General features: G+C 61.2%; 16 protein-coding genes and 2 tRNA genes. 6 read left to right on the top strand and 12 right to left on the bottom strand.

Annotated features, from left to right (window positions below; all coding sequences use genetic code 11):
- Window positions 1-92: 92 nt before the first annotated feature.
- Window positions 93-1,019: a YegS/Rv2252/BmrU family lipid kinase gene (locus HAV21_RS01910; RefSeq protein WP_223940552.1), complete on the bottom strand. Its 927-nt coding sequence runs from the start codon at window positions 1,017-1,019 to the stop codon at window positions 93-95.
- A gap of 123 nt (window positions 1,020-1,142) precedes the next feature.
- Here HAV21_RS01910 and HAV21_RS01905 point away from each other — a divergent pair, with 123 nt between their 5' ends.
- The 4 genes from HAV21_RS01905 to HAV21_RS01890 all read left to right on the top strand — a co-directional run bounded on the left by HAV21_RS01905 (window position 1,143) and on the right by HAV21_RS01890 (window position 4,243).
- Window positions 1,143-2,087, top strand: a complete 945-nt coding sequence (locus tag HAV21_RS01905) for a J domain-containing protein (protein ID WP_166840108.1) — start codon at window positions 1,143-1,145, stop codon at window positions 2,085-2,087.
- Window positions 2,088-2,146: 59 nt separating this feature from the next.
- Window positions 2,147-2,614 carry a tRNA (cytidine(34)-2'-O)-methyltransferase gene (locus HAV21_RS01900; protein ID WP_166840106.1) on the top strand — a complete coding sequence of 156 codons (468 nt, stop codon included), beginning with the start codon at window positions 2,147-2,149 and terminating at the stop codon, window positions 2,612-2,614.
- Window positions 2,615-2,691: 77 nt separating this feature from the next.
- Entirely contained in the window at window positions 2,692-3,408 is a 717-nt protein-coding gene (sigK, locus tag HAV21_RS01895) for an ECF RNA polymerase sigma factor SigK (RefSeq protein WP_142938534.1), read from the top strand.
- A 1-nt stretch (window position 3,409) separates the two neighbouring features.
- Entirely contained in the window at window positions 3,410-4,243 is an 834-nt protein-coding gene (locus HAV21_RS01890) for an anti-sigma factor (RefSeq protein WP_166840104.1), read from the top strand.
- A gap of 81 nt (window positions 4,244-4,324) precedes the next feature.
- Here the strand turns inward: HAV21_RS01890 and HAV21_RS01885 are convergent, their stop codons facing one another.
- The 6 genes from HAV21_RS01885 to HAV21_RS01860 all read right to left on the bottom strand — a co-directional run bounded on the left by HAV21_RS01885 (window position 4,325) and on the right by HAV21_RS01860 (window position 10,801).
- Complete coding sequence (locus HAV21_RS01885) at window positions 4,325-5,728, bottom strand: gluconate:H+ symporter (RefSeq protein WP_142938532.1); 1,404 nt, start codon at window positions 5,726-5,728, stop codon at window positions 4,325-4,327.
- Window positions 5,725-6,270, bottom strand: a complete 546-nt coding sequence (locus HAV21_RS01880) for a gluconokinase (protein WP_142938531.1) — start codon at window positions 6,268-6,270, stop codon at window positions 5,725-5,727. Before HAV21_RS01880 ends, HAV21_RS01885 begins: the two co-directional genes overlap by 4 nt.
- 74 nt (window positions 6,271-6,344) lie before the next feature.
- Window positions 6,345-7,124, bottom strand: a complete 780-nt coding sequence (locus HAV21_RS01875; RefSeq protein ID WP_166840102.1) for a PIG-L deacetylase family protein — start codon at window positions 7,122-7,124, stop codon at window positions 6,345-6,347.
- Between the two features lie 5 nt (window positions 7,125-7,129).
- Complete coding sequence (locus HAV21_RS01870) at window positions 7,130-8,083, bottom strand: electron transfer flavoprotein subunit alpha/FixB family protein (RefSeq protein ID WP_166840100.1); 954 nt, start codon at window positions 8,081-8,083, stop codon at window positions 7,130-7,132.
- A gap of 14 nt (window positions 8,084-8,097) precedes the next feature.
- Entirely contained in the window at window positions 8,098-8,901 is an 804-nt protein-coding gene (locus HAV21_RS01865) for an electron transfer flavoprotein subunit beta/FixA family protein (protein ID WP_142938528.1), read from the bottom strand.
- Between the two features lie 277 nt (window positions 8,902-9,178).
- Window positions 9,179-10,801 carry a trypsin-like peptidase domain-containing protein gene (locus HAV21_RS01860; protein ID WP_166840098.1) on the bottom strand — a complete coding sequence of 541 codons (1,623 nt, stop codon included), beginning with the start codon at window positions 10,799-10,801 and terminating at the stop codon, window positions 9,179-9,181.
- Window positions 10,802-11,122: 321 nt separating this feature from the next.
- On the opposite strand from HAV21_RS01860, the gene HAV21_RS01855 reads away from it, so the two are divergent.
- Window positions 11,123-13,174 carry a TPM domain-containing protein gene (locus HAV21_RS01855; protein ID WP_187697141.1) on the top strand — a complete coding sequence of 684 codons (2,052 nt, stop codon included), beginning with the start codon at window positions 11,123-11,125 and terminating at the stop codon, window positions 13,172-13,174.
- 99 nt (window positions 13,175-13,273) lie between these two features.
- Window positions 13,274-14,062, top strand: coding sequence for a PspA/IM30 family protein (locus tag HAV21_RS01850; RefSeq protein WP_142938525.1), 789 nt, complete (start codon window positions 13,274-13,276; stop codon window positions 14,060-14,062).
- A gap of 101 nt (window positions 14,063-14,163) precedes the next feature.
- On the opposite strand, the gene HAV21_RS01845 is transcribed toward HAV21_RS01850, so the two are convergent.
- The 5 genes from HAV21_RS01845 to HAV21_RS01825 all read right to left on the bottom strand — a co-directional run bounded on the left by HAV21_RS01845 (window position 14,164) and on the right by HAV21_RS01825 (window position 19,915).
- Window positions 14,164-14,979: a GntR family transcriptional regulator gene (locus HAV21_RS01845; RefSeq protein WP_223940558.1), complete on the bottom strand. Its 816-nt coding sequence runs from the start codon at window positions 14,977-14,979 to the stop codon at window positions 14,164-14,166.
- A gap of 107 nt (window positions 14,980-15,086) precedes the next feature.
- Window positions 15,087-15,160, bottom strand: a tRNA-Met gene (locus tag HAV21_RS01840).
- A 289-nt stretch (window positions 15,161-15,449) separates the two neighbouring features.
- Window positions 15,450-15,523, bottom strand: a tRNA-Met gene (locus HAV21_RS01835).
- A 133-nt stretch (window positions 15,524-15,656) separates the two neighbouring features.
- Complete coding sequence (locus tag HAV21_RS01830) at window positions 15,657-18,653, bottom strand: UPF0182 family protein (RefSeq protein WP_142938524.1); 2,997 nt, start codon at window positions 18,651-18,653, stop codon at window positions 15,657-15,659.
- 125 nt (window positions 18,654-18,778) lie between these two features.
- The gene (locus HAV21_RS01825; RefSeq protein WP_142938523.1) at window positions 18,779-19,915 is read right to left on the bottom strand and encodes a S16 family serine protease; all 1,137 of its coding nucleotides are present in this window, start codon (window positions 19,913-19,915) and stop codon (window positions 18,779-18,781) included.
- Window positions 19,916-20,062 lie beyond the last annotated feature (147 nt).

The raw sequence follows: 20,062 nt of genomic DNA, 5'->3' as shown, positions 1-20,062 counted from the left end.
CGCCTGCCACCGCGATCGAGTCTAGCTGCCCGTCGCAGCGAGGCTGCGTCAGTACGGAAGCGCGCTTGAGGACTCACTCATAGACGGACGCACTAGGCGAGAACCCGCAAACCAGCAGGAACCACCTCCACCTCCACCGGCAATGGGCCGATTCGTTCCCCGTCCGCATATGCCACCACCCCGTCAGCCTCCAAGCGCACTTTCCGGACGCGCATGATCTCCACGGCAGGATGGTTGGTGTGCTTTCCGGCGAAAACCTTGGGAAACACGCCCAGGAAACGGAGCCTGGACAGGGGCTTGACCACAAACATGTCCAACCACCCGTCATCGGGCACCGCCTCAGGGGTGATCTTCATGCCCCCGCCAATGAACTGTCCGTTGGCCACTGAAATGAGCAGGGCAGGCTGGCTCCACAACACGCCATCGGCAGTCACGGTGTAGGTGATCCGGCGAAAAGAGCCCAGCTCCCGGAGCATAGCAAGGTTGTAGCGGCTCCTGCCGCGTGGCCAGCTCCACGAATTGGCGCGCTCGTTGACGGCTGCATCGAATCCGGCGGACAGGACGCCTGCGAAGTAGGTGGTCTCACCACCAGCGGTGACCCTTCCGGCGTCGATCCTCCGTCCGCCGGTCTCCAACGCAAGCAGTAGCCGACGGCACGCGGCCGCGGTGTCGTTCAACGGTAAAGCCAACAGCCGCGCCACATCATTGCCTGTCCCGGCGGGAACGATGCCGAGAGGGAAGTCCAGCCCCACGAGCGCGTTGACGCCAAGGTGGACCATGCCATCGCCGCCCACCACTACCAACGCCTCCACCCCGGTTTCCAGCGTCCGGTCCACCGATCTGCGCAAAGCGTCATAGTTCTCCGCTTCAAGTACGACGACGTCCCATCCGGCGGCGCGGATGTACTCTGCGGCTTGGTGCCCGGCACTGCGCCGACGACCAAAAGATGCCTCAGGATTAATGGCAACAGCGATCTTCATCGGCGCGATGGATGGGTTCTTCGCTGCCGGAGGATTCACAGCCTGAATTATGCCAGCGGGAACCACACGCCACGTTACCGACGTTCACAGAGTGGCTGGATAAACTTGCCAGTACCGCACCTCTCCAGAGGCGCGACCACCATCATAGAGAAGGGCCCGTGCTTGGCCGAGGGCAGCAGTTCGCACTATCAGGTTCTCCGCATTTCCGTCACCGCTACGGACAAGGAGATCAAAGTGGCCTACCGCAAGGCTGCCCGGAAAGCCCACCCCGATCACGGCGGAGAAGCGGAGATGTTCCGGCGGGTGACCCTCGCATACGAAACTCTCATAGATCCCCAACGCAGGGCCGACTACGACCGAAGGTACGGCCGCGGTGCCTCCGATGTGAGCCAGCCTCGGGCGGGCGACTACACAGGCGCTGCGGCACCGGGGCCCTTCGCGACTGCAAACCACAAACGACCCCAGGCCCAGCGCAACACTGCCGGCGATCCTGCAGTCTATGTTCCCCCCTTTGATGATCCCAACGAGGTTCCGCTCATCCCAGCGGCGGAAGCGGCCCAACAGGTTCACGGCCTCCCCCGCAAACGAGGCATCTTTGGCGCCGAAGCCCGCATCCAACGCGAAATGCGCACGGTCCAGCTCATCAGCCGGCAAGTCCTGCCCGCCATACCCGCAGCCAGGCTCATCAATGGGTTGCGCTCGCCGTCGGACAACAACCACATCGACCACGCCGTCCTGTCCGGCTACAGATTGGCACTGATAGGTTCCATGCTGCTGCCCAAAGGGGCATACGCCTGGGACGGCCATTCGCTGCGCCATGGTGGTCGTTCGGTGGCTCCTCCACAGCTCGGCCATATCGTCCGGCATATGCAGGACCTCTTTCCGGAGCTCAATGTCACCGGATGGGTGGTCCTTCACAGTCCTGACGGAAATCTTCACGAACCTGTCATTGACCAATATGGCAAGGGACAATCGAGCAACACAGCTGTGGAGGTAGCCAACGCGGCGGGGCTGGTAAGGGGGCTGAAGCAGTTCCTCAGCTCCGGGCCGGCGCCGAACACCGTAGTCGTGCCGGTCCTGGCCAGGCTGATTCGCGGAATGCACTAGTCACAGCGGTGCCGTCTCTGGACGCGGCCCTAGCCGCACGGGCTGACTAAGATGGGACGGTGTTCCGCATCCTCTTCCATACTCCAGAAATCCCGGGCAATACGGGCAACGCCATCCGTTTGGCCGCCATTACGGGGGCCGAGCTTCACTTGGTGGAGCCACTCGGCTTTGATTTTTCCGACGCCAAGTTGCGTCGTGCCGGTCTCGATTACCACGATATGGCCGTAGTTACTGTCCACAAAGACATCGACGCCGCCTGGGCTGCCCTCACCCCGGAACGGGTTTTCGCTTACACCTCCGACGGCGAGACCTCCTATACGGACATCAGCTACCGCGAAGGTGACGTCCTGATGTTCGGGCCCGAATCCGTGGGCTTGCCGGACTGGCTCAAGCAGGATCCACACGTAACCGCTCGTGTCCGCCTTCCCATGAAGCCTTCTCTGCGTTCGCTCAACCTGGCCAACGCTGCTTCAATCGCCGTGTTTGAAGCCTGGCGGCAGAACGGATTTGCCGGCGCCAAGATGTAGCCCATCCAACGGCGTCCCGGCACCGAATACCTTGTGCAGGACAATTCCTGCCTTGGACATTCGTTGAGGGAGCCTACGTGAGCGCGTTGCAGACCAGGGTGATGACGGCAAGTCAGAGCACCGCCGCGCCGCCGACGCGACCCCATGATGCTGCCGCTTTCAAACGGGACGACATATGCTGGACCGTGATGGACATCCCCAACAATCCCGGCCCCCCGGTCTTCGAAGCTACAGGCTCTTCGACTGATCTGAATTCGCAGCTTGCCCTCTTGCTCGAACTCGTGGCAGCAGGCGACCAGCAGGCATTCGCCGAGCTCTATCGCCTCACCTCCAGGCGTGTCTTCGGCATGGCCAGGCGCGTCCTGATAGACCCTGACCTCAGCGAGGACGCAACCCAGGAGGTTTATCTCCAGGTCTGGCAGGGAGCTGCAAAGTTTGACCGCGCTGCAGGGACACCGCTGGCCTGGCTCATGACTATCGCACATCGGCGCGCCATTGACCGTGTCCGCGCCGTGCAAGCGGCAACTGACCGGGAAGCCAAGTACGGCGCAGCGAGCCAGGACCCGGACCGGGACCTGGTAACCGAGGAAGCCGACACCAACTTGGAAGCTGAAGCTGTCAGCCGATGCCTCGGTACCCTGACGGACACGCAGCGAGAATCCGTCAGGCTCGCGTACTACGGCGGGCTGACGTATCGGGAAGTCGCCGAGCATCTCGGTGCCGCAGTCCCCACCATCAAGTCCCGCATCCGTGATGGACTACTGCGCCTGAAGACGTGCCTGGGGGTGGGTTGAAATGAGTGAAAACACCAGTGGAGGCTTTATCCGCAGAATGTTTGCCAACGACATCGCTACAGACCTCGCCGAGGGCCGTGTCCTCGAACTCGCCGAACTCTACGCCCTGGACGCCGTGAGTGACGACGAACGGGCCATGATTGACCATTACATCAAGGACGCCCCCGAACGTCCTGAATTCCTGGAGCGGGTACGCGAAACCCGCGAGACCCTTGCCGTGAGTTTTGCCCCGGAGGAAGAACCGCCTGCAGGTCTCTTCGACGATATCCTGGAGCGCATCACCAAGGATGCCGCCGCCCAGCCCGTCGCAGAGCCGGTGGCTCCCTCAGTGGAAAGCCCCGCCGTCGATGACCTCGCTGCCGCCAGGATGAGGCGCGAAGAACGCACGCGCGTTGGTGGCGCACGCCGGTGGATCGTGGGCGCCGCCGCCGCAGCGGTCATCGCACTCGGTGGCATTGGGGTGGGCGCCTACGTCTCTGCACAAAATGACCCGGTGAACCAAGTACTCCAGGCCCAGGACGTCCAGAAGAAGTCTGCACCGGTTCCCGGCGGTGGTACCGCCACCATTTCCGCATCGTCGGCCAAGGATTCCTTTGTGGTGCTCATGGATGGCGTTTCGCCCGCACCGGAGGGCAAGGTCTACCAGTTGTGGACTCTCCCCAAGGACGGCTCTGCTCCTGTACCGCAGGGCACCATGGATGCTGAGACACTCTCCAAACCGGCGATAGTGAAGGGCTTGTCCTCAGCGTCGTCCGTGGCCATCACGGTGGAACCCACGGGCGGCTCCAGCGCCCCCACCACGGATCCGGTGCTGGTGGTCGGGCTCAGCGCCTGACTCTTGACGTTCCAACGCCCGACGGCGGCCGCCCCACCCAGGGGACGGCCGCCGTCGGGCATTTAGCAGTTGCTTCCGCAGCTACAACACGAGCGATAAAAGCATGACGAAGCCGAAGGCCACCACGGAGATCAACGTCTCCATGACAGACCATGTCTTGAAGGTCTGCCCCACGGTAAGTCCGAACAACTCCTTGACCAACCAGAATCCAGCGTCGTTGACGTGGGACAGGAACAAGGAACCCGCACCTATGGCAAGTGCCAACAAAGCCGCGTGCGTGGGGCTCAGGCTGCTGGCAAGGGGTGCCACGATGCCGGCGGCCGTAACAGTGGCCACCGTTGCCGAGCCCGTGGCCAGTCGGAGCGCCACAGCCACGATGAAGCCCAGCACCAGAACTGACATGTTGGTGCCCTCGGCCCACTTCTTGACGGAGTCACCTACCCCGGCACCGATCAGGGTCTGCTTGAAACCGCCGCCCGCGCCAACAATGAGGAGGATCCCCGCAATGGGTCCAAGGCTTTCACCCAGCTTGGCTGTGATCTTGCTGCCGGTGAACCCAACAGCGTATCCGAACGTCACCATGGCCAGAAGCACAGCCAACGTCATGGCCACCAAGGGCTGACCCACGAAGTCGAAGAAGGTCCGGAGGGCTGGTGCCGTCTCCGGGTCCGGCCAGATAATTCCACCCACGGCCTTCAACAGCATGAGGACCACAGGGAAAATGATGGTCAGCAAAGTCACCAGGAACGAGGGCTGGCGTTTGACCGCGCTGAGGTCCACTGCATGCTGCGTGTCGATCCCGCCGGCCACGGCGGGCGCGTCGACGGGTACCCAGCGGGCAGCAAGCCTGGAGAACAGCGGGCCGCAGATAATCACCGTGGGAATGGCCACAAGAATGCCAAGTGCCAACGTTGTGCCAAGTTCGGCTTTGACTGCGCTGATCGCAATCAATGGCCCCGGGTGCGGCGGCACCAGCCCGTGAAGCACGGACAGGCCGGCCAGCGCCGGGATCGCGATGCGCATCAGCTTCATCTTGGAGCGCTGCGTTACCAGGACGATCACCGGAAGGAGCAGGACGAGCCCAATTTCGAAGAACATGGGCAGGCCGATGATCACGGCCACCAAGGTCATCATCCAGACGAGCTTGTTCCCGCTGGCCTTGGCCAACAGGGTATCCACCACCCGGTTTGCGCCACCGGAATCGGCCAGCAATTTACCAAGCATTGCCCCGAGCGCAATGAGTAAGCCGACTTCCTTAAGGACACCCCCCACACCGTCCTCGAAGTTGGAGATGACCTTGCCAAGCTCGACGCCGGACGCCAGGCCCACAAAGGCCGAGCCCAGAACCAGCGCCAGGAACGGGTGAAGTTTGAGCTTTGCGATCAGCACCACAATCAGTGCAATGCCCAGTGCAGCCACCACAAGGAGTTGCGTGTCGTGGGCCGTCCATTCCTGTATCTGCGTCGCTGTATCGAGGACTTTCACGAGGCGGTCGCTTCGGTACCGGCACCTACAGGCCGGAGACCGAGCCGTTCAATAACTTCGTCGGCTTCCTCTGCGGGGGACGCGGAAACACACAAGGAAATGTAGTTCTCGTCCCGGGTGGGTTCCTCAAGTGCGTCGAACTGCGATTCCAAGAGCGACGGCGGCATGAAGTGGCCATGCCTGGAGGCCAGGCGGTCGGAGATCTTGTCCTTGCTCCCCTGCAGGAAGACGAAAACAACGTTGTCGCCGCGGAGCACGTCGCGGTACTTCTTTTTGAGTGCCGAGCACGTAATGATTGCCGGTGTTCCGGCATCCGCGCGCTCACGGATCCAGTCCGAGATGATGCTCAGCCAGGGCCACCGGTCCTCATCGCTCAGAGCCAGCCCCGACTGCATCTTGGCCACGTTGGCCTCCGGGTGCAGGTCGTCGCCTTCGGCAAGATCCCATCCAAGCTTCCCGGCGAGAACGCCGGCCACCGTCGACTTGCCGGAACCGGAGACTCCCATAATCACCAGTACGGGTTGTTGCGCAGTCTTCGCCATCAAAGTCTGCCTTCCTCGAATAAATATGATTTAACCGAGATCAAGCATATGACACGGGTTACACCACAGCAACGTCAGAAGCCGGCGATCGTAGTGGAACCGTTGACTGGGACAACGTGGAAATACTCTGCGCTGGCTCCTTCGGGCAGCCCGGCCCGCTCGCCATTGCCGAGCATCATGGACCTCACCACACGCTCCATGCCCTCGATATCGGGGTGCTGGCTCGCATGAATCCTGATGGCGTCAAGCTTGGCGTCGACATGATCCGAAACATCCACAGAGTGGTTCTCCCTGGCCTCCGGGCTGGAGATGAACCACAGCCACGGTAGCTTGTAGGCCTTTAGTCCGGCCGCATCCAGTTCCGGGTAAGCGAACGGATTCTCCACTGCCGGATAGACTGCCCGGGTCACGGCTTCCCCCGCTGCAAGGTGGTCCGGGTGGCTCTTCTGGAGCCGGTCCCAGTTCCTTTCGGGGTGCATGGTCAACACGATGTCCGGCCGGACTTCCCGGATCAGCTTCACCACCTGCTTGATGACGTCATGTGTCGGCTCCAGATACCCGTCCCGTTCGTGAAGATAGTGGATATCCGTAACGCCCACCAGAGCAGCAGCACGCTTCTGCTCCTCAGCCCGCAGTTCGATGATCCGTTCGCGGTCCACGGGATCGAAGCCTCCGGCATCGCCGTCGGTCATGATGCAATAGCTGACCTCGACGCCGGCAGCCGTCCAGGCCGCGATGGTCCCGGCCGCGCCAAAATCGATATCGTCGGGATGGGCAGTAAAACAAAGCACCCGCTCAACGCGCTCCGTGGAGGCATCGAACGGGCTCTTTGCTGACGTGATGTCAGTGGTCAAAGGGATCAGCCTTTCCGCTTCTTGATCTCTGCGGTGGCCTGCGGAAGGACCTTGAAGAGGTCACCGATGATGCCGTAATCGGCAATCTCAAACACCGGCGATTCCGCGTCCTTGTTGATGGCCACAATGACCTTGGAAGTCTGCATTCCAGCTTTCTGCTGGATTGCACCTGAAATACCGGCTGAAATGTACAGCTGCGGAGACACCGTGACACCGGTCTGGCCAACCTGCGCATCATGGCCAATCCATCCCGCATCAGTAGCGGCGCGGGAAGCACCTACAGCAGCGCCAAGGGCGTCGGCAAGCTCTTCGAGCGGGCCGAAGTCACCATCTACGCCACGGCCGCCGGCAACCACGATCCTCGCTTCGCTCAGATCAGGCCGCCCGCTGACGGGCTTCTCGGTGCGGGCTGCGATGCGTGCGGAGTTCGCCAAGCCATGAGCGGGAACCTCAACAGTGGCAGTTGCCGGTGCAGCGGCGGCACCGGCAGGAACAGGTTCCACGTTGTTGGCCTTGACCGAAAGGACGGTCACAGGAGTAGTAGCTTTCGCCGTGGTGTTGTAAGAGCCCGCCAAGACGGACTTGTGCGCAGTGCCGTCAGCGTCAACACCCACGACGTCGGTAATGACGCCGGCACTGAGCTTAATGCCCAGCCTGCCCGCAATCTCCTTGCCCTCAGGCGAGTTGTCCACGAGGACTGCTGTGGCGCCGGATGCTGCTACAGCAGCGGCAAGGTAGGCGGCCTTCGGGCCCACCAAGTAGTTGTCGAGGTCGTCCACCGACGGCTGGTAAACCGTCGTGGCACCGTAGGCACCCAAACTGGCGGCGACGTCGTCGTTCAACTCCCCGGTGAACGCGACGGCGGTCTCCCCCAGCGAGCGGGCGATGGTCAGGAGCTCCAGGCTGCTCTTCTTGAGAGCTGATCCCGGGTTGTCAATGAAAACAAGTGCATTTGCCATAGTTCGAGTCCCCTTTAGAGCAGCTTCTGTGCGGCTAGGAAGTCCACCAGCTTGATGCCGGCGTCGCCGTCGTCGGTAATGATGGTTCCTGCTGTCCGCGGCGGGCGGGCCTCTGCGGACTCCACCACTGTCCAGGAGCCAGCCGAGCCCACCTGTGAAGCGTCCACGCCAATGTCAGCAAGTGACAGGGAGGCGATCTTCTTCTTCTTGGCCGCCAGGATGCCCTTGAAGTTGGGGTAACGGGGCTCGTTGATCTGGTCCGTGACGGAAACAACGGCCGGGAGCTCCGCCTCAACGGTTTCCGAGAAGGCGCCGGCGTCACGGCGGGCGCTGACCCGGCCACCCGTAACCTCAAGGCTGGAAGCGAACGTGACCTGCGGGAACTGCAAGCGCTCGGCAAGTTGGGCCGGGATGAGCGAAGTCTCGCCATCGGTGGAAGCCATGCCCGTCAGGACCAGGTCCACCGGGCGGCCATCGGCCGAGATGTGGCGAATAGCAGCGGCAAGCGCCAGCGAAGTGGCAGCCGCATCCGAACCAGCCAAAGCGTCGTCGCTGAGGTGCACGCCGGAATACGCGCCAATCTGTAGGGACTTCTTCACAGCATTGACCGCACCGGACGGGCCCATGCTCAAAGCAATGACCTCATTCCCGGCCTTCGGTCCGCCGCGTTCCTCCGCCAATTGGAGCGCTGCCTCGAGGGCGTACTCGTCCAATTCAGACAAGATGCTCTCATCACGGTCGGTCGTGTTGCCAGGTCCGGTGATGTGCCGGTCAAACTGGGCGTCCGGGACGTGCTTGACCAGAACGACAATCTTCAATGTCTCTTCCACTGTCTTCGAAGCAGCCTTCCATGCTTGTGGACGGCCAAACGCAGCAGCGTGGCCGTGAATAACCCAGCGCGTGGGCTCGTCCTAGCTAAGCATATTGCCCGCAGAAAACCACTCCCAGCGTTAAGCCCTGTTTCAGCTACGCGCGATGCTCTTGTGCTGCAGCGTGCGGTGCCGGGACACCCACAAACGGCGGGCGGCACCGCCAAGGTGCCGTCCGCCGTCGTGGGTTGCTCCTGCCTCCCGCTGGGCCGCCTACTGCTGAGCGCTACTGCTGAGCGGCGTCGAGGGTGACCTCAACCTCTTGTGTCTGTCCCCCGCGCTGAATGGTTACCTTGACCTTGGCACCGGCAGGTTGCTCCCGAACCGCCGCAGTCAGCTGGTTGGGATCGCTCACGGCGTAGTCGCCGAACTTGGTCACCACATCGCCAACCTTGAGTCCTGCCTTCGCAGCAGCAGAACCCGAGGTCACCGACGCAACCTCAGCACCCACCGAGAAGCCTGAATCGCTGCCCGAGGACGACTTCGAACGAACTGACACACCGAACTGCCCGTGGCTGGCTTTACCGGTTTCGATGATCTCCTGCGCCACGCGCTTGGCGTGGTTGATGGGAACACTGAAACCGACGCCGATGTTACCGCTGGACGATTCGGACGTTCCACTGCCCGCCGAAGCGATGGCCACGTTGACGCCGATTACTTCACCCTTGCTGTTCACGAGCGCGCCCCCGGAGTTGCCGGGGTTGATGGCAGCATCAGTCTGGATGACGTTGATGGCAATCGAGCCCTCGTTGGCTGTGCTCTGGCTCTGGCCACCATTTGGCGGCGCGAACTGGAAGCCTTCGTCTCCGCCCTGGCTCTCATCCGGCGTGCCTTCCGGCACAGCAGAGGACGCCACGCTGATGGTTCGGTTGAGCGTGGACACGATGCCATCGGTCACCGTGCCGGTAAGACCCAACGGTGAACCGATGGCGACGGCGGTGTCCCCCACATTGATCTTGGAAGAGTCACCAAGCGTTGCCGGGACGAGGCCAGAGGCATCGCTTACCTTGATGACTGCAAGGTCGGACAAAGGGTCAGTGCCAACCACAGTGGCCTTGAGGACCTTGCCATCGCTGGTGCGGACCTCAATTGCGGCGTTTGCGGTGGCGCCATCGAGCGTGACGACGTGGGTGTTGGTGAGGATGTGGCCCTGGTCATCCAAAATGATGCCGGAACCAGTACCGCCCTCATTTCCGCTGGTCGCCTTGATGGTCACCACGCTGGGCGAAGCCTTGGCGGCCGCAGCGGTAATGACGTTGACGTCATCTTTGTTATTCACGATAACGGTGCTGGATTGTCCGCCGGTTGAAGCAGCCGGGGCGGGGTTATCCCACAGAGCGTTACTGCCCGCCACCACGCCGCCACCGATCAGACCCGCTGCCAGCATGCTAGCTACAAGGGTGCCGACGCCGAAAGCCGGCTTGCGCTTGGTGCTGACGGAAGAGTGCCCTGGGGTGTGCTGCATCCCTGGACTGTTGTGCCCCTGCTGTTCCTGGAAACCTTGCTGGTTGTGGAACTGGGAAGCGGCATTGTGTCCCGGATTCGAGCCCCCGTAGAACGGCTGGTGCTGCGGGTAGCTTGGGCGATGAGACGGGTCATGCTGCTGGTAAGACTGATTGTGCGGCTGCGGAGCGCCGTAGTACTGCGGCTGCTGCGGAGCGGCGGGAGGCTGGAAGGCAGGCAGCGGAGTAGTGGGCTGCGCCGGGTTTTCGGTCCCCGCCTCCTGCCGGGAAGTCCACGCGGGCTGCTGCGGAGTGGTGCCGGCATCGCCCTGCTCCCCCGTGCTGTCCCGCGGCTCCGACGGCTCGCGGTTCTCTGGTGCAGTGCCCTGCGCTGGGTTCTCCGTCATGGGTCTTCCTTTCATCCTCGTCTTCAACCACTATGTACCCAATAACTGGAACAAAAGCGGACGTTCGCTGGGAGCTTGCTGAAAGGAAGTCGTCGCTGGTAGCCGCCCCCTCAAGAAGACCCTCAACGGCTCACCAATCCAGCTCTCTCCTATATTTCGCTGGTGGCATATTCAACCCTGTGGACGGGTTCGGGGGTGCACCATAGAATCAAGAGGAATTGCCACAGCGACCTGCGGCTTTACACCATGCGTGGGGGCGCTGAGCATTCTGTGACGATTGGTACGCCTTGTTCCAGTCGCAGACGTGCTGAAGGGTTGCACATGCGGTCAATAGTTAAACGCGTACTCGCCGTAATCGGCCTGGCTGGAATGTTGGCCCTACCGGCCACTTCCGCTTGGGCTGCAGATCCGGTGACCATTCCGTCCGGCCAGAACATTGTGGATGACGCCAATCTTCTGGGTAGCCGTAAGGGCGAAGTTCAGGAAGCGATCCAAAAGACGCTCAAGGACCACAAATACAACTTGTATGTGGTCACTGTGGACTCCTTCACGAATCCCTCCGAACCCCCCGCCTGGGCGGAGGCCGTAGCCAAGAACAAGGGCATGGGTAAGGCAGACGCGATCCTGGCAATTGCCGCTTCCGGCCAGTACACCTTCGTACTGAATTCCGGAAGTTCCATCCGCTCCAAGCAGTCCGCCATTACGCAAAATGCCGTGACAGCCAATCTGGCAGGCGGCAAGAAAGACTTCGCACAGGCGGCCATCGACACAGCGGCTGCCATCGGGGACGCTGCCGGCGGCGGTAGCGGTACCGTTCCGAGCGGAAACGCAGGTGTCGGTGTCCTTGTCGGCGTAGGCGTCGTAGCGGCCGGCGGTGCAGGCACGTATCTGTACCTCCGTAACCGACGCAAGAAGGGCAGCACCAAGGCGGTCAGCGCCAGCTATGGACCACAAGGTGAACAGCTTGACCCCTTGGCGGGCCTGACCATTCCGGAACTGCGCCAGAAGAGCGGCTCACTGTTGATCGAGGCGGACGACGCCATCAAGTCCAGCGAGCAGGAACTGGGCTTCGCCCAGGCTCAGTATGGTGATTCCGCAATTGGTAACTTCACCAAAGCCCTGGAAGAAGCGAAGGGTCACATGACGGAGTCGTTCAAGCTGCAGCAGCAGCTGGATGACCACATTCCTGACACTGAAGAGCAGCAGCGTAGTTGGCTCGGCGAGATCATTCGCCGCTCAGAAGCCGCATTGGCTTCGCTGCGAGATCAGAAGGCTGACTTCGACTCTCTGCGCGAGCTTGAAAAGAACGCTCCTCAAGCCTTGGCAGCGGTAACGGCCGGAGCCAGGGAAGCCGACGCCAAGATCGCCAGCGCGGAACAGTCGCTTGAAGGTTTGCGCGCCAAATATGCCGAATCTGCTTTGACCCAGGTCTCCGACAACATCTTGCAGGCCAAGGAGCGGCTCGCGTTCGTACAGAACGCTGCAACTGCTGCCCAGGAGAAGCTGGCAAGCGGCGAAAACAGCCTCGCTGCTGTTGCGGTACGCGCCGCAGAAGAGAGCCTGCACCAAACCAACGTGTTGATCGATGCCATCTCCAAGACGGCCGGCAGCCTGGATGAGGCCCGGGCTTCCCTGGAAGGCGCTGTGGCAGAAACCAGCCAGGACCTCGCACAGGCGCGGGCAATGATCCAGTCCGGTGCACACCCTGAACTGGCCGGTCCAGTGGCCGGGGTGGAAGCGGCCTTGGCACAGGTAAAAACCGAAATTCAGGGCGGAAAGATCGACCCCATCGCGACGCTTAGCCGTTTGGAGTCTGCTCATCAGGCGCTCGATCAGTCCTTGTCCGGCGTCCGCGATCAGCAGGAGCAAGCCCGCCGGGCCCAGGCCTCGCTTCAGCAAACCATCATGGCGGCGCAGGCACAGATCAGCGCTACGTCCGACTACATCACTGCACGTCGCGGGGGCGTGGGCACAGAGGCCCGGACAAGGTTGGCCGAGGCCCAGCGCAACCTTGACTATGCACTCTCCATCTCACGCAATGATCCAGTCACCGCACTTACCTACGCCCAGCAGGCACACTCGCTCGCGGCGCAGGCTGCACAACTCGCCCAGTCCGACGTCGATCAGTTCGGTTACGCCGATCAGGGCTACGGCCGCGGTGGGATGTTCGGCGGAGGCGGCGGAGGCGGCGGCCTTGGCGGTGCCATCCTTGGCGGTATCCTCATCAACTCCATCCTGAACGGCGGCGGAGGCGGCTGGGGAGGCGGCAACGACGGCGGAGGCGGCGGCGGATTCTTCGGCGGCGACTCCGGCGGCGGAGGCGACTTCGGCGGCGGCGGCGACTTTGGCGGCGGAGACTCCGGCAGCTTCTAGCCAGACAAACTAGGCGGGGTCAACGCCCCGTATAGAAGCGTTACAACAACTGATCACTGATTTCCAGTGGCACCACTGAGCAGGACGAAAGGCAACACCATGGTTAAGCAGTCCATTTTCGGTCGGATCTCACAGCTCGCCAAGGCGAACATCAACGCCTTGCTGGACCAGGCTGAGGACCCGCAGAAGATGCTGGACCAGATGGTCCGCGACTACACGAACAACATTGCCGAGGCCGAATCAGCCGTGGCCCAGACCATCGGCAATCTCCGGATGCTGCAGGCGGACTACAACGAAGACGTCAAGAACGCACAGGACTGGGGCAATAAGGCTCTAGCAGCGTCCCGCAAGGCCGACGAGTACCGTGCCGCCGGTGATCCCGTAGACGCACAGAAGTTTGACAACCTTGCCAAGGTGGCAATCCAGCGCCAGATGACTGCCGAGTCCGAGGCAAAGGCAGCTGAGCCGAGCATCGCCTCCCAGACCGAAGTAGTGGACAAGCTCAAAACCGGGCTTGACCAGATGAAGAACAAGCTGAACCAGCTCACCGCAAAGCGCAACGAACTCGTGGCACGCTCTAAGACCGCCGCCGCACAATCCCAGGTGCACGACGCACTCAAGAGCATCGACATCATGGATCCCACCAGCGAGGTAGGTCGCTTCGAAGAGAAGATCCGTCGCGAAGAGGCCAAGGTCCTGGGCCAGCAGGAACTCGCCAGCTCCAGCCTTGACGCCCAGTTCAACCAGCTCGAAGACCTCGGAGAGCAGACTGAGATCGAAGCCCGCCTTGCGGCCCTGAAATCGGGCGGTGCCAAGCCCGCCATTGGCGCAGGCGCCCCCGCATCAACCGGAGCAACTGTGGACGAAGCCGACTTCGACAAACTCTAAGAAGAAGTTGGGCTCCAGCTACCGATCGGTCAAGCTGCCCAGAGACTGAAACCAGAACCGGGCCGGATCCTGAAGTGGATCCGGCCCGGTTTTTTCATGCACTACATCTGGTCCGTCAAGGGACCTAGCGTGTCTTGGCCGGGGCTGACGTCGGTTGCCACCTCGGCGCGGATTTCGAATCCCTTGGGATGAAAGTAGGTCACCGTACACTCGAGGACCTCCCCATGCGCGCCCAACGTCGTTCGTTCCAAGCGCGGGACCATAGGGAACCCACGGACGTTCAAAGCGTCTGCCAAATGCTCAGGCGGGGCATGCATGGTAACGGTAATTTCAGCCCGGTGGAGGGGCTTCAACGTTCTGTCCTGAATGACCTGATAAATGGAGTTCCGTTCGGCGTCCGCCAAGCTGATATGGCGCCCGATGTGGGAGGGAATGAAAATCTCCGCAATGGCATAAGGCCACCCAGCGCTTGAGTAGGAACGCCGGATCACCAAAACCAGATTGTCGTCAGACACCAGCTTGGCTGGCACTGATTGGTCCTTCTCCATCCACTTATACTCGATGAGTCCCTTGACCGTCTTCATGCCGGCCGCCGTGAACGTCTCCATGAACGGCGCCAGGCGGTTCAGCATCTTGACGGGACGCTGGGCCATCACGAACGTTCCCTTGCCCTGCCTTCGAACCAACAAACCCTTCACAACCAGGGTTTCCAGCGCTTTCCGGACCGTGGTCCGGCTAATGCCGTAGGCGTCCATCAGAGTCTCTTCCGTGGGGATCCGTGATCCTGGCTCCAGCCGGCTGACGTGATCCGTCAAAACGTCAGCCACCTGCTGATACACGGCCACCGGGCCATCCCTCTGAAGAACTTCCCGCTGAAGGCCAAATCCATAGTCGTCGTTGACCATTGAGCGTCCCATCTATTTCATACCTCAGCGAATCCGGTTTGATGCTAGCACTCGCATCCCGACGAACAGTTAAACAAAAGATCCGGATCAGTAATAACTGATCCGGATCTTTTCTCCAGTTGCGGGGACAGGATTTGAACCTGTGACCTCTGGGTTATGAGCCCAGCGAGCTACCGAACTGCTCCACCCCGCGTCGCAAGAACAACTCTACCGCACCCCTCAAGGTGCTTCTGACCATATGGCCCCTAAGGTGCCGCAGATCACTCCCCCGCACCCTAAAGCCCCACACAATAGCTGCCGCAGCACCCCGGCCAGAGGGATGTGAGAGGGGATCCAGCCCAACCCGTCGGGATGTGAGAGAGGATCCAGCCCAACCCGTCGGGATGTGAGAGAGCGATGGGCCTGAGGGGGCGCCCATCGCGGGGGTGAGGGCACAACAAAAGGTCCGGATCAGTAATTACTGATCCGGACCTTTTCTCCAGTTGCGGGGACAGGATTTGAACCTGTGACCTCTGGGTTATGAGCCCAGCGAGCTACCGAACTGCTCCACCCCGCGTCGCAAGAACAACATTACCGGCCGGTGAATGAGAGACCAAATCCTGGCGACGTGATCTGCATCTCCCCCTACGCGAAAGGCCGGCACCCGCCCCCGAAGGGAACAGGCACCGGCCTTTCAGCTGCCTACAGGACTAGCTGCTCGGCGTAGGTGCGGGCGTCGCGCTGGGAGTAGCCCCCGGCGTCGCCGTTGGAGCTGGAGTGGCGTCCAAACGGGCCTGAGCGTCAATCGCCTTCTTTAGCGCGTCAGACAATTTGGTCTGCTGAGCACCGTAGCCGGCGAAGTCTCCCTTAGCCAATGCTGCCTGGCCGTCCTGGATGGCCTTGTTGGCCTCGTCCAGGGCCGCCTTGAGTTCTGCCTTGGCATCGGTGGGACCAGCCGGCGGCGTCGTAGTGCCGGGCGGCGCTGTCGGTGTCTGGCCATTGTTGGCGACATCCCCGGCAGAAGCGCCGGAGTCTCCGCCAAACAACTGGTTCAGTGCTTCGTCAAGGGTGGGCGCGAAGCCGATCTTGTCACCGAAGGCAACCAGCACACGCTGCAATGTGGGGTAGGACGTCTCGCCGGTGGACTTCAGGTAGACGGGTTGTACGTAGAGCAAACCGCCACCCACGGGAAGGGTCAACAGGTTGCCGTTAAGTACATCCGATGCACCCTGCCGCAGGAGGTTCAACGCCTGGGACACCGTGGGATCGGAGTTGAACTTGTTCTGGGCCTGGCCGGGACCGGGCACCTGGGTGTCGGTTGGCAACTCGAGGAGCCTTAGCTTTCCGTAGCTATCGGCTTTGACTCCCTTCTCGTTTCCGGCATCAGAGTCAGCTGCAAGGAATCCATACAAGATGTTCCTCGCACTGCCGTTGACAGTCTGCGGAATGAACGATGACGTCAGCTGGAAGGCCGGCTTCTCCTGGTCAGGCATCTGCAGGGACATGTAGAACGGCGGCTGCTTGACGGCCTCGGAAACGGTGGGATCGTTCGGCACGCTCCAAGCATCGTTGTTCTGATAGAAGCTGTCCGGATCCGTCACGTGGTAGCGGCCCAGAAGTTCACGCTGAACCTTGAAGAGATCTTCGGGGTAGCGAACGTGGCTCATGAGGTCGCCGGACATTTCCGAGTACGGCTTAATGACTGTGGGAAAGACCTTCTGCCAAGCCTTCAGGATGGGGTCCTGATCATCCCACGCATAGAGGTTCACCGAACCGTCGTACGCATCCACGGTGGCCTTGACCGAGTTCCGGATGTAGTTCACCGAGCTGTTCGGCAAGGCTACTGTGCGCCCTGCGCTGGTTTGGGAATCGGCCGTGGCGTTCTGCAATTGTTGGGGCTGTGAGTACGGGAAGTACTGACTGGTGGTGTAACCATCCACAATCCACTTGACGCGGCCGTCCACCACCGCCGGGTAGGCGTTGCCGTCCACGGTCAGGTACGGGGCGAGCTTCTCAACGCGTTCGCGCGGATTGCGTTCGTAGAGGATCTGGGATTCCGCGTTCACGCCGTCCGAGAGCAGGAGGTCGGAAGATTGGAACTTGATGGAGTAGAGAATCCTGTTCAGCCAGTTGCCTACGTTCGGTCCACCGTTACCGCTGAAGGTGTACTGGGTCTCCCCGCCGCCTTCGCGGCCCGCCGGCCGGTCCTGCTCGCGGTTGGGGGCACCATCCGGCGCTCCCACAATGGAGTATTCAGGTGAGTTCTCACCGAAGTAGATGCGGGGCTCGTAAGAAGTATCGTTACCGAGAACGCCAGTGGACGGAATCCCCGACTGCAGGAACTCCGGCTTGCCATCGGCGGTGAACTTGTTGCCCTTGGCTGCCACCACACCGTAGCCGTGGGTGTAGACGATGTGCCTGTTGACCCACGTCTGCTGGTTGGCGCTGAGGCCGTCCGGGTTCAGTTCACGAACCGCAATAACGGTGTCCTGGACCTTACCGTCAACCATGTATCGGTCGACATTCAGGGTCTGCGGGAACTGGTAGTACGGACGATACTGCTCCAGCTGAGCGAATGCGGAGGAAATCAGGTTCGGGTCAAGGAGACGGATGTTGGCAGTGGTTTGGGCATCCGCGGCCAAGGCACCGGTGGTGGCGGTGGTAGTGGCGTTATAGGCGGAGACATCGATCTTGTCCAGACCATAAGCAGCGCGCGTCATCTTGATATTTCGATCAATGAACTCCTTTTCCAAGGTGTTCTCCGACGGACGTACCTGGAACTGCTGGATAACCCACGGGTAAACGCCACCGGCCAGTATGGCCGTGATAACCAACATCGCAGTACCGATGACTGGCAGGCGCCAGCGACCAATGATTGCAGCAATGATGAACAGGATGGCAACGAGGCCCGCGGCCACGGCAAGGATCGCCTTGGTAGGTACAACAGCATTAACATCCGTGTAGAGGGCCCCGGCCCAGCGGCCTGAGTTGCTCTGGACAGTCGTGTACCTGTCAAGCCAGAAGTTGATACCAAGCAGGACAAGGAAGAGAGCGCCCGTGACGGCGATGTGAATCTGCGCTGCACGGCTGGTGAAGATACCGCGTTCCATGAGGCGGATGCTGCCGTAAAGGTAATGGGTCAGGATGCCTGCGATGCCGGCGACAACCGCGATGCTGATCAGGAATCCTGTGACAAAACCAAGGAACGGCAGCGTCATCAGGTAGAAGCTGATGTCCATGTTGAACAACGGGTCGTTCTGACCGAAAGGTTCCTGGTTGAAGAACAACAGTGCCTTCTGCCATTGGCTAGCGGCCGCACTGCCGGCAAAGAGCCCGAACAGGATAGGGAGGCCGATCATGACAACCCGGCGAACAGGCTCGAGCTGCGCCTGGTAGCGGTTGAGGTTGTCCCGGGCCTCAGCATCCGGAGCATAGACGGGCCTGGAACGGTAGGCGATCCTGATGGCAAAGAAAACAGCGGCAAACATCATGGCGAAGCCAATGATGAATGTGATGATCCTGGCGAGGTTTTCGCGGAGATAAACTTCGAAGAAGCCAAGCTGCTGGTACCAGAGGACGTCAGTCCACACATTGGCGAAGAAAATGAACCCGACGACGGCCACGGCCACGACAATGAGCGTCGGCGTCAGGGCACCTCGTCTCAGCGGTGATCTTCCGGGCGGGTTGGAGCTGGCGGGACGGGACAAACTCTGTACCTCATTGGTGTCAGTGAACAGTCGGTGTGCGCGTGCTGACAATCTCTACCGCTGGGAGGTGGCAGAGGCCGTCATCTATGCCACGAGTGGCAGTGGAGCTAAGTTCCACCGTCAGTCTAGTTGTTTGTGCAGGTGGGGAGGCTCCCCGTGTCCTGGCCGGCTCCGAGGCGCTCCACGGCGGAGGTGGCGTCTGCAAGGGTTTCCACTTTTACAACCTGAAGCCCGTCCGGTACGTGGCCTACGACGTCGGCACAATTGGAAGCCGGAGCGAGGAACATGGTTGCGCCTTTTTGGCGGGCACCGATCATCTTCTGGGCAATGCCACCGATAGGTCCCACCGCACCATCGGCTGTGATGGTTCCCGTGCCAGCGACGTGTTTGCCGCCCGTGAGATCCCCCGGCGTGAGGTTGTCCACTATTCCCAGAGCAAACATCAAACCTGCGCTGGGTCCGCCGACGTTGTCCAGGGAAATGCTGACATCGAACGGGAAGGTGAAGTCGCTGGCGAGCAGCACACCCAGAACGTAACGGTCAGCCTGGTTCCTGGTAGGAGTTATGGTTTCCGAAACTGCCATACCCTTCCGGTCCAGGCCCACAACGACCGGCGATCCTGCACCTGCGGCCAGTTCTGCTTGGACCACGCTCATGGACGTAATCGCTTTGCCATTGATGGAAACAAGCCGATCACCTTCCTGGATCTTTCCAGCTGACGGCGAAGGATCAGACAGTCCCGCGACGTTGAGCCGTTGCTCAAACGGGATTTCGAGTTCACGCAATGCTGCGGCCACTGCGTTCTCCTGCGATGTTTCCATCGCAATTTCGCCTTGCTGCACCGTCTGTTCGGCCGTGGTGCCCTTGGGATAGATGAGTTCCTCCGGATATATGGCTTTGGAGGGATCCACCCAGGCCCGGAAGACGTCGAAGATGGTTGCCGGGGTTTTCGGACCACCCGTCATGACAACAGTGGTCAGGTCAAGGTTGCCATTCGCCGGAAAGGACTCGCGACCGGAAATACTGATCACAGGTTTGTCGCCGTCCTTGCCCAGAGTATTGAAAGTGGGACCGGCTGACTCAATGACATACGGGACAGGCAACGCTGCCGCACCGATGCCAAGCCCCAGCGCGACAAGCCCGGAGATCACCATGATCATGTACCGGCCATCCCGGGGAGGCGACGTAGGCACGGAGGTGGAATCGGCGTCGGGCGTCTGACGCGGGTCCAATGAGCCCTCGGGGCTGGGCGAAGTAAGCATTGAGGCCTCTCTATGCCGGCATTGCGTGACCGGATCCATGGTTCCTGCCGCCAAAGGCAGCGGCGGCACATACCAAACATCAACACTACGCGGTCTGACGTTGCAGGGCTGCTTTGCCTACAGCGAACGGGACCTCCTCCGGGCAGA

This window comes from Paenarthrobacter sp. MSM-2-10-13, assembly GCF_011605365.1.
GTDB lineage: Bacteria > Actinomycetota > Actinomycetes > Actinomycetales > Micrococcaceae > Arthrobacter.
The sequence above is the reverse complement of the archived record's forward strand: the minus strand, read 5'-3'. Positions and strand labels throughout refer to the sequence as shown.